General features: G+C 62.7%; 9 protein-coding genes. All 9 read left to right on the top strand.

The genetic code is table 11. The annotated features are described in order from the left end of the window. A partial coding sequence (locus tag BFQ00_RS15925; protein WP_305884859.1) for a FimV/HubP family polar landmark protein occupies positions 1–1321 on the top strand: 1321 nt, incomplete at its 5' end. Between the two features lie 170 nt (positions 1322–1491). After that, complete coding sequence (truA, locus tag BFQ00_RS15920) at positions 1492–2316, top strand: tRNA pseudouridine(38-40) synthase TruA (RefSeq protein ID WP_065887082.1); 825 nt, start codon at positions 1492–1494, stop codon at positions 2314–2316. Positions 2317–2380: 64 nt separating this feature from the next. Further along, on the top strand, positions 2381–3013 hold the full coding sequence (locus BFQ00_RS15915) for a phosphoribosylanthranilate isomerase (protein ID WP_065934060.1): 633 nt from the start codon (positions 2381–2383) through the stop codon (positions 3011–3013). A 245-nt stretch (positions 3014–3258) separates the two neighbouring features. Then, positions 3259–4179, top strand: a complete 921-nt coding sequence (gene accD, locus BFQ00_RS15910) for an acetyl-CoA carboxylase, carboxyltransferase subunit beta (protein ID WP_005789754.1) — start codon at positions 3259–3261, stop codon at positions 4177–4179. Further along, a complete protein-coding gene (folC, locus tag BFQ00_RS15905) occupies positions 4176–5483 on the top strand; it encodes a bifunctional tetrahydrofolate synthase/dihydrofolate synthase (protein ID WP_065934059.1) in 1308 nt (435 codons plus the stop codon). Before accD ends, folC begins: the two co-directional genes overlap by 4 nt. Continuing rightward, positions 5467–6129, top strand: coding sequence for an SPOR domain-containing protein (locus tag BFQ00_RS15900; RefSeq protein ID WP_065934058.1), 663 nt, complete (start codon positions 5467–5469; stop codon positions 6127–6129). Before folC ends, BFQ00_RS15900 begins: the two co-directional genes overlap by 17 nt. A gap of 242 nt (positions 6130–6371) precedes the next feature. Continuing rightward, positions 6372–6929: a CvpA family protein gene (locus BFQ00_RS15895; RefSeq protein ID WP_003234314.1), complete on the top strand. Its 558-nt coding sequence runs from the start codon at positions 6372–6374 to the stop codon at positions 6927–6929. A gap of 40 nt (positions 6930–6969) precedes the next feature. Beyond that, positions 6970–8475 carry an amidophosphoribosyltransferase gene (gene purF / locus BFQ00_RS15890; RefSeq protein ID WP_065887086.1) on the top strand — a complete coding sequence of 502 codons (1506 nt, stop codon included), beginning with the start codon at positions 6970–6972 and terminating at the stop codon, positions 8473–8475. A 64-nt stretch (positions 8476–8539) separates the two neighbouring features. Beyond that, the gene (locus BFQ00_RS15885; protein WP_065934057.1) at positions 8540–9751 is read left to right on the top strand and encodes an O-succinylhomoserine sulfhydrylase; all 1212 of its coding nucleotides are present in this window, start codon (positions 8540–8542) and stop codon (positions 9749–9751) included. Positions 9752–9755: the final 4 nt, after the last annotated feature.

Here is a 9755-nt window from a genome sequence, read left to right as displayed (position 1 = left end):
GTTGACCAACCCTATCGTGCTCGGGGTGCTGGGTGGCGCAGCCGTCATCCTGGCGTTGCTGCTCCTGCTGTTGTGGGTACGCCATCGCAACGCCCGTCTTGAAGAAGAGAAGCACCTGCGCATGGCGCGAGCGCTGGCTGAAGAGCCGGAGTTCACATCGAGCCTGGAGCGCGACCTGCCCTCCGACAGTTTCGAAGGCCTGGAAGTGGCGCCGCTGAATGCTGCGCCCACGCCTGTGCCTGCACCCACGCCTGCGCGCGCTCCGGTGGTTGAGCCGGTCGTGCCGAGCGTGGCCTCGGTGCTTGCGCCGCTGGCGGTTGCGGTTGCCCCGCAGAACGCCAGTGATGCGCTGGCCCAGGCCCAGTCCCATATCGATCGTGGCCACCTGAACCAGGCGGCCGATGTACTTGAGCAAGCGATCAAGCGCGAGCCCAAGCGCAGCGACCTGCGTTTGAAATTGATGGAAGTGTACGGGCTGCAAAATAACAAGGACGGTTTCGTCAACCAGGAGCGTCAACTGGTGGCCAACGGTGAAAACCATGCCCAGGTCGAGCAGCTCAAAAGCCGTTTCCCGGCCATGGCGGTGTTGGCGGCAGGGGTAAGTGCAGCGGTCGCCGCTGCGGCCCTGGACGCCCAGTACGTCAAGGACTTGCTGGAAGACAAGCCGGCTGCGCCTGCGCCAGAGCCCGTGGATACCGATTTCGATCTGAGCCTGGACGAGCTGGAGGCGGCATCGCCGGCTGAGGTCAACGACGATCAGCAGACATTCGAGGCGCTTCTTCAGCAGCAGACGGCAGCCAATGCCAGTGCCGACGACCTGTCGGACTTCGACCTGGATCTGCAACTGGATGCACCGGCGTCCGCACAATCGGACGATGACTTCCTCTCCGGGCTCGAAGAGCAGATGAAGGATGCGCCTGCCGTCGAGCCGCCGACCCTGGCCCCTGCGGCCCTGGATGACTTCGATTTGCCGGAAGATTTCGACCTCTCCCTGGCGGACGAACCCGAATCGGCGGCCAAGCCGGACGCCTTCGCGTCGGAGCTGGATGACGTCAACGCCGAGCTGGACCGTCTGTCCCAGAGCCTGGAGCATCCCTCCATCGAGCCATCGTTCACGGCTGAGGATGCGGCGCTCGGTGACGATGAGCCCGAGTTCGATTTCCTTTCGGGCACCGATGAGGTCGCCACCAAGCTGGACCTCGCCCAGGCCTATATCGACATGGGCGATGCCGATGGCGCCAAGGACATCCTGTCCGAAGTGCTGACCGAGGGCAACGAGAGCCAGCGCGGCGAGGCCAAGGAAATGCTCGGCCGAATCTGAAGGCTGATAAACCTCCACTGTGGGGCAGGGCGTGCTTCTCCCCACAGTTGGCTTGGCGCCCCTCCCCAACAAAAGCGCCCGTCGTGCAGCCGTCGCCTTTATAATGGCCGCCTTCGCGCAACTCATCAGGCTCTCAGTTCTTGGCAAATATAGATAACGCGGCCGCCGAAATGGCGGCCGCAGGCTTTTACCGCATCGCCCTCGGCGTGGAATACAAAGGCTCGCGCTATCGCGGCTGGCAGCGCCAGGCATCCGGCGTGCTGACGGTGCAGGAAACCCTGGAAAACGCTTTGTCGAAAGTCGCTGACTCGCCGGTGTCGCTGATGTGTGCCGGGCGGACCGACGCGGGGGTGCATGCCTGCGGCCAAGTGGTGCATTTCGACACCCAGGCCGAACGCTCGATGAAAGCCTGGGTAATGGGCGCCAATATCAACCTGCCCCATGACGTCAGCGTCACATGGGCCAAGGTCATGCCGGCGCATTTTCATGCGCGTTTCAAGGCCATCGCCCGGCGCTACCGCTACGTGATCTACAACGATCAGATCCGCCCGGCGCACTTGAACCAGGAAATTACCTGGAACCACCGCCCGCTGGATGCCGAGCGCATGGCCGAGGCCGCGCAGCATCTTGTCGGGGTGCATGATTTCAGCGCATTCCGTGCCGGCCAATGCCAGGCCAAATCGCCGATCAAGGAAGTCCACCATCTGCGCGTGACCCGTCATGGCAAGATGATTGTGCTGGATATCCGTGCCGGGGCATTCCTGCACCACATGGTGCGTAACATTGCGGGTGTGTTGATGACCATCGGTACCGGCGAACGTCCGGTGGAGTGGGCCAGGGAAGTGCTGGAAAGCCGCGTGCGCCGTACCGGTGGAGTGACGGCGCATCCGTTCGGCCTGTATCTGGTGGAGGTGGAGTACCGCGATGAGTTCGAACTGCCGGAGCGTTTTATCGGGCCACACTTCCTCACCGGTTTCAGCGAACTTGGCGGCTGACGCCCGCAAGCGCTTTTGTTACCATCCGGGACTTTCTCGGTTCAATCCCTGAGGTTTCTACGATATGTCAGCCGTTCGCAGCAAGATTTGCGGGATTACCCGCATCGCAGACGCGTTGGCGGCGGTCGAGGCAGGGGCGGATGCCATAGGTCTGGTGTTTTACGCCAAGAGCCCACGCGCGGTGGATGTGTTGCAGGCGCGGGCCATCATCGCCGCGCTGCCACCGTTCGTGACCACCGTGGGCTTGTTCGTCAATGCCAGCCGGTGTGAACTCAATGAAACCCTGGATGCCGTGTTGCTGGACATGCTGCAGTTTCATGGCGACGAAACCCCGGACGAATGCGAGAGCTATCAGCGCCCCTATATCAAGGCGCTGCGCGTCAAGGCCGGCGACGATATAGCCGCCGCCTGTGCCGCTTATACGGGCGCGCGCGGGATTCTGCTGGACACCTATGTCGAAGGCGTTCCCGGCGGTACGGGCGAAGCGTTCGACTGGTCGCTGATCCCGGCGGGCTTGAGCAAGCCGCTGATCCTGGCCGGTGGGCTCACCCCGTCGAATGTCGGCGCGGCCATCGAGCAGGTTCGGCCGTATGCGGTGGATGTCAGCGGCGGGGTGGAGCAGGGCAAGGGCATCAAGGATCACGCCAGGATTCGCGCGTTCATGCAGGCCGTGCGCAACAGCAGCGGTGCGATGTGACGGCTGGCAGTCTGCCGCCGTCCATAACTACCACTGTGTAAAACAGCACCGGCGCCGCCCGCGGGAGGCCCGGAAACGAAGTGGCAACCCTGCGCTGGCAGGTTGTCTGGAAGGCTGAGGATACAGGCGGGAAATGGCTGGTCGAACCTCTGACCCCGTCCCGCCGACATCATCGCCACATATGAATTTAGCTCAAGGGCATACGCGGGGCTGTGTTCAAGCCACCGGTACTGGAGAAAGAAAGCATGAGCAACTGGTTAGTAGACAAACTGATCCCTTCGATCATGCGTTCCGAGGTGAAGAAAAGCTCGGTTCCTGAAGGTCTGTGGCACAAGTGCCCATCCTGCGACGCGGTGCTGTACCGCCCGGAGCTGGAAAAGACCCTGGACGTTTGCCCCAAGTGCAACCACCACATGCGTATTGGCGCGCGCGCGCGTATCGACATCTTCCTCGACGCCGACGGCCGCAACGAGCTGGGCGCTGACCTGGAGCCGGTCGACCGTCTCAAGTTCCGCGACAGCAAGAAGTACAAGGACCGTCTGGTCGGCGCGCAAAAGCAGACCGGCGAGAAAGACGCGCTGATCTCCGTCAGCGGCAAGCTGCTGGGCATGCCGGTGGTGGTGTCGGCGTTCGAATTCTCTTTCATGGGCGGCTCCATGGGTGCCATCGTCGGCGAGCGTTTCGTGCGCGCCGCCAACTATGCCCTGGAAAACCGCTGCCCGATGATCTGCTTCGCCGCCTCCGGTGGCGCGCGTATGCAGGAAGCGCTGATTTCCCTGATGCAAATGGCCAAGACCTCGGCGGTATTGGCGCGTCTGCGCGAAGAAGGCATTCCGTTCATCTCGGTATTGACCGACCCGGTATACGGCGGCGTTTCCGCCAGCCTGGCGATGCTGGGCGACGTGATCGTCGGCGAGCCCAAGGCCCTGATCGGCTTTGCCGGCCCGCGCGTCATCGAGCAGACCGTGCGTGAAAAATTACCGGAAGGTTTCCAGCGCAGCGAGTTCCTGCTCGAGCACGGCGCCATCGACCTGATTATCCCGCGCGGTGAGCTGCGGCCACGCCTGGGTAACCTGCTGGCGCAAATGATGGGCCTGCCAACGCCTGTCTACGTCGCGCCTAAAGTCGAGCCGATTGTCGTGCCGCCGGTGCCGGCAAACCTATGACCCAACGTACCCTGGGCGAATGGCTCGCCTACCTCGAGCAGTTGCATCCGTCCGCCATCGACATGGGCCTGGAGCGCTCGCAACAGGTAGCGGCCCGCCTGGGGTTGGGTCGCCCGGCACCGCGTGTTATCACCGTAACCGGCACCAACGGCAAAGGCTCGACCTGCGCCTTTGTCGCCGCGCTGCTGCAGGCCCAGGGGCTGAAAGTCGGCGTCTACAGTTCGCCGCACCTGCTGCGCTATAACGAGCGGGTGCAGCTCAATGGCGTCGACGCGAGCGACGCGCAACTCTGCGAAGCCTTCGCCGCCCTCGATGCAGGGCGTGGCGACATTTCCCTGACCTATTTCGAGGTGGGCACCCTGGCGGCGCTGTGGCTGTTCGAGCGTGCGCAACTCGATATCGTCGTGCTGGAAGTGGGCCTGGGCGGGCGTCTGGACACGGTCAACGTGGTGGACGCCGACGTGGCGCTGGTGACCAGTATCGGTGTCGACCATGTCGATTACCTGGGCGATACCCGCGAATCCGTGGCTTACGAAAAGGCCGGGATCTTTCGCCCCGGCAAACCTGCGCTGTGCGGTGATCTTGACCCACCGCAACCCTTGCTGGACAAGGTGCGGGAGCTCGATTGCCCGTTCTACCTGCGCGGGCGCGAATTCAATCTCGAGATCGGCGATCAGCATTGGCAGTGGTCCGGGCGCGATGCCCGGGGTCAACAGGTAGTGCTGCGCGATTTGCCGCTGCTGAACCTGCCGATGGAGAATGCCGCACTCGCGCTGCAAGCCTATCTGTTGCTGGATCTGCCGTGGGATGCCGGGCACATTGCCGCAACCCTGCTGGCGACGCGGGTCGTGGGGCGCCTGGATCGGCGCACCGTCGAGTGGCAAGGCAAGCGTCTTCACCTGCTGCTGGATGTCGGTCATAACCCCCACGCTGCAGAATACTTGGCGCAACGGCTGATGCGCACGCCATTGTCCGGCCGTCGCCTGGCGGTGTTCGGCTTGCTGGCTGACAAGGATCTTGATGGCGTGGTTGCGCCGTTGCTCGGCAGCGTAGAGTCCTGGGCCGTTGCGCCGCTGGATACGCCGCGTAGCCGTGCGGCGGCTGAACTGCAAATCGCCTTGCAGAACCTTGGTGCGCCGGTGGCGTCGTATGCAAGCGTCACTGCCGCCCTTGAGGCGCAATGTGCGGTGGCGACGGCCGACGACGAGATTCTGTTGTTCGGATCATTTTATTGTGTTGCCGAGGCGCTCGAATGGCTGGCCCGGCGCTCCACGGAGGAAGCTGCACATGGCATTACTCGATAGCGCATACAAGCAGCGAATGGTCGGAGCCCTGGTGTTGGTGGCATTGGCGGTGATTTTCCTGCCGATGCTGTTTTCCCGTCAGGACGAACAGCGCCAGGTAGTGGTTGAAGCGCCCGCTGCGCCCCAGGCGCCGGCGGTGCCCCAGGTTCAGGTGGAACCGGTGGTGGTGCCTGAACCGCAGGCGCTGCCTGAGGAAGAGCCCGTGCCGACCGATGCCGAGGTCGCTGCCCAGCAGGCGCCTTCCATGCCGGTGCAGCCGAGTGTTCCGGTGGTCAAACCGGCTCCGTCAGCGCCTGTCGCAGCCGCCAAGCCTGCCGCGCCGACACCTGCACCCAAGCCGGTCGCGCCACAGCCTGCCGCGCCGGGCAAGCCGGACGTAGGTCAGAGTCGTATCGACCCGAATGGGTTGCCGATCAGTTGGTCGATTCAAGTGGCCAGCCTGGGCAACCGCGAAGGCGCCGACGCCTTGCAGAAAAAACTGCGGGCCCAGGGCTACAACGCGTATATCCGCAGCGCCGATGGCAAGAACCGTGTGTTTATCGGGCCGCTGATCGAGCGCGCCGAAGCGGATCGCCTGCGCGATTTGCTCGATCGCCAGCAGAACCTCAAGGGGTTTGTGACCCGTTTCCAGCCCGAGCGCGGCTAGGCGGGACGATAAGGTCAACATGTGGGAGGGGGCTTGCCCCCGATGGCGGTGGATCAGTCAGTACATCTGATACTGAACCACCGCCATCGGGGGCAAGCCCCCTCCCACATTGGTTTTCGGCGGTCTTGAAACAGTGTTCCCATTGCGCAATTGATTGATTTGCAAAGCACCCGTAATCACCGCTTACCGATAGCCCGGCGCTCTGCTAAAATGCGCCGCCTTATCCGTACGTAGGCTGCACTGTGCCATTTACCTGGGTTGATTGGGCGATCGTTGCAATCGTCGCCATCTCCGCGTTGATCAGTCTGAGCCGCGGCTTCGTCAAAGAAGCACTGTCGTTGCTGACCTGGATCATCGCAGGAGTCGTCGCCTGGATGTTCGGTGGTTCACTGTCGGTCTACCTGGCCGGGTACATAGAGACGCCTTCGGCCCGCGTCATCGCGGGCTGCGCCATCATGTTCATCGCCACGCTGCTGGTGGGGGCAATGGTCAATTATCTGATTGGCGAGTTGATACGTGTCACCGGCCTCTCCGGGACCGATCGATTTCTCGGCATGGCCTTCGGCGCCGCGCGTGGCGCGTTGCTGGTGGTCGTGGCGGTCGGGCTGTTGAGCCTGGGGCCGGTACAGCAGGATGCGTGGTGGCAGGAGTCGGTACTCGTGCCAAAATTTCTATTGGTTGCAGATTGGTCCAAGAACCTCATTCTGGGGTGGAGCAGTCAGTGGCTGGCCAGCGGAATCAGCGTACCCGCTGATCTTCCGTTCAAGGAACACCTCTTGCCGGCCAAAACGCCTCAGTAAGAGTGTTCAGTCAAGATTCATTAAGTAGGGGTTGCGTCGCATGTGTGGCATCGTCGGTATCGTCGGTAAGTCGAACGTCAATCAGGCGCTGTATGACGCGCTAACCGTCCTCCAGCACCGCGGCCAGGACGCTGCCGGTATTGTGACCAGCCACGACGGCCGGTTATTCCTGCGCAAGGATAATGGCCTGGTACGTGACGTGTTCCACCAGCGTCATATGCAGCGCCTGGTCGGGCACATGGGCATTGGCCATGTGCGTTACCCGACCGCCGGTAGCTCGACCTCGGCCGAAGCTCAACCGTTCTACGTCAACTCGCCTTACGGCATTACCTTGGCGCATAACGGCAACCTGACCAACGTTGAACAGCTGGCCAAGGAGATTTACGAATCCGACCTGCGCCACGTCAACACCAGCTCCGACTCGGAAGTGCTGCTCAACGTATTCGCCCACGAGCTGGCCCAGCGCGGCAAGCTGCAGCCCACCGAAGAAGACGTGTTTGCCGCGGTGATCGACGTGCACAACCGTTGCGTCGGGGGCTATGCCGTGGTGGCGATGATCACCGGTTACGGCATCGTTGGTTTCCGTGACCCCCACGGCATCCGCCCGATCGTGTTCGGCCAGCGTCACACCGACGAAGGCGTCGAGTACATGATCGCCTCCGAAAGCGTATCCCTGGATGTGCTGGGCTTCACGTTGATCCGCGACCTGGCACCGGGTGAAGCGGTCTACATTACTGAAGACGGCAAGCTGCACACCCGTCAGTGCGCGGTTGCGCCGACACTCACGCCATGCATCTTCGAACACGTCTACCTGGCGCGTCCGGACTCGATCATCGACGGCGTATCGGTCTATAAAGCTCGCCTGCGCATGGGTGAGAAGCTGGCCGACAAGATCCTGCGCGAGCGTCCCGAACACGACATCGACGTAGTCATCCCCATCCCGGACACCAGCCGTACCGCCGCGCTGGAGCTGGCCAACCACTTGGGTGTCAAGTTCCGCGAAGGCTTCGTCAAGAACCGCTACATCGGCCGTACCTTCATCATGCCCGGCCAGGCCGCACGCAAGAAATCGGTGCGCCAGAAGCTGAACGCCATCGAGCTGGAATTCCGCGGCAAGAACGTTATGCTGGTCGATGACTCGATCGTACGCGGCACCACCTGCAAGCAGATCATCCAGATGGCCCGTGAAGCTGGTGCGAAGAACGTGTACTTCTGTTCTGCGGCGCCTGCCGTGCGCTACCCGAACGTATACGGTATCGACATGCCGAGCGCCCACGAACTGATCGCCCACAATCGTTCCACGCAAGACGTGGCTGACCTGATCGGTGCCGACTGGTTGATCTACCAGGACCTGCCTGACCTGATCGAAGCGGTGGGCGGCGGCAAGATCAAGATCGCCGAGTTCGACTGCGCCGTGTTCGATGGCAAGTACGTGACCGGTGATATCGATGACGCCTACCTGAACAAGATCGAGCAGGCGCGCAACGACTCGTCGAAGATCAAGACCCAGGCGGTCAGTGCGATCATCGATCTGTACAACAACTGAGTAGACACCGGCCCTGAGGGGCCGGTTTTGTATCTTAAATAAAGAATATGTGAGGAGTGGCAGCATGAGTCAGGAATGGGATGCCGGTCGGTTGGACAGCGACCTCGATGGCGTAGCTTTCGATACCCTGGCTGTGCGCGCCGGCCAGCACCGTACCCCGGAAGGGGAGCACGGTGACCCGATGTTCTTCACCTCCAGTTATGTGTTCCGCACGGCGGCCGACGCCGCCGCGCGCTTTGCCGGTGAAGTGCCGGGCAACGTTTACTCGCGCTATACCAACCCGACCGTACGTGCGTTCGAAGAGCGCATCGCCGCCCTGGAAGGCGCAGAGCAGGCGGTGGCCACGGCGACCGGCATGGCTGCCATCCTGGCGGTGGTGATGAGCCTATGCAGCGCCGGCGACCACGTGCTGGTGTCGCGCAGCGTATTCGGTTCGACCATCAGCCTGTTCGAGAAGTATTTCAAGCGCTTCGGTATCGAAGTGGACTACGTGCCCCTGGCGGATGTGTCCGGGTGGGATGCGGCGATCAAGCCCAATACAAAGCTGCTGTTCGTCGAGTCGCCGTCCAATCCGCTGGCTGAACTGGTGGATATCGCCGCGCTGTCCGAAGTGGCGCACGCCAAGGGCGCGATGCTGATCGTGGATAACTGCTTCTGCACCCCGGCCCTGCAACAGCCGTTGAAGTTGGGCGCGGACATCGTGGTGCACTCGGCCACCAAGTTCATCGACGGCCAGGGCCGTTGCATGGGCGGCGTGGTGGCCGGTCGCAGCGAGCAGATGAAGGAAGTGGTGGGCTTCCTGCGCACCGCCGGCCCGACCCTGAGTCCGTTCAACGCGTGGATCTTCCTCAAAGGCCTGGAAACCCTCGGTCTGCGCATGAAGGCCCATTGCGCCAACGCCCAGGCCCTGGCCGAGTGGCTGGAACAGCAGGAAGGTATTGAGAAGGTGCATTACGCCGGCCTCAAGAGTCATCCGCAGCACGCATTGGCCCAGCGCCAGCAGCGCGGGTTCGGCGCGGTGGTGAGTTTCGAGGTGAAGGGCGGCAAACACGGCGCCTGGCGCTTTATCGATGCCACGCGACTGATCTCGATCACCGCCAACCTGGGCGACAGCAAAACCACCATCACGCACCCGGGCACCACCTCTCACGGGCGCCTGGCGCCGCAGGAGCGCGAAGCCGCGGGCATCCGTGACAGCCTGATTCGCGTCGCGGTCGGGCTGGAAGATGTCGCCGACTTGCAGGCTGACCTGGCCCGCGGGCTGGCGGCTTTGTGATCGA

The organism is Pseudomonas sp. 28 E 9, from assembly GCF_900004785.1.
GTDB lineage: Bacteria > Pseudomonadota > Gammaproteobacteria > Pseudomonadales > Pseudomonadaceae > Aquipseudomonas > Aquipseudomonas orientalis_A.
This window is presented reverse-complemented; position numbering and strand designations above follow the sequence as displayed.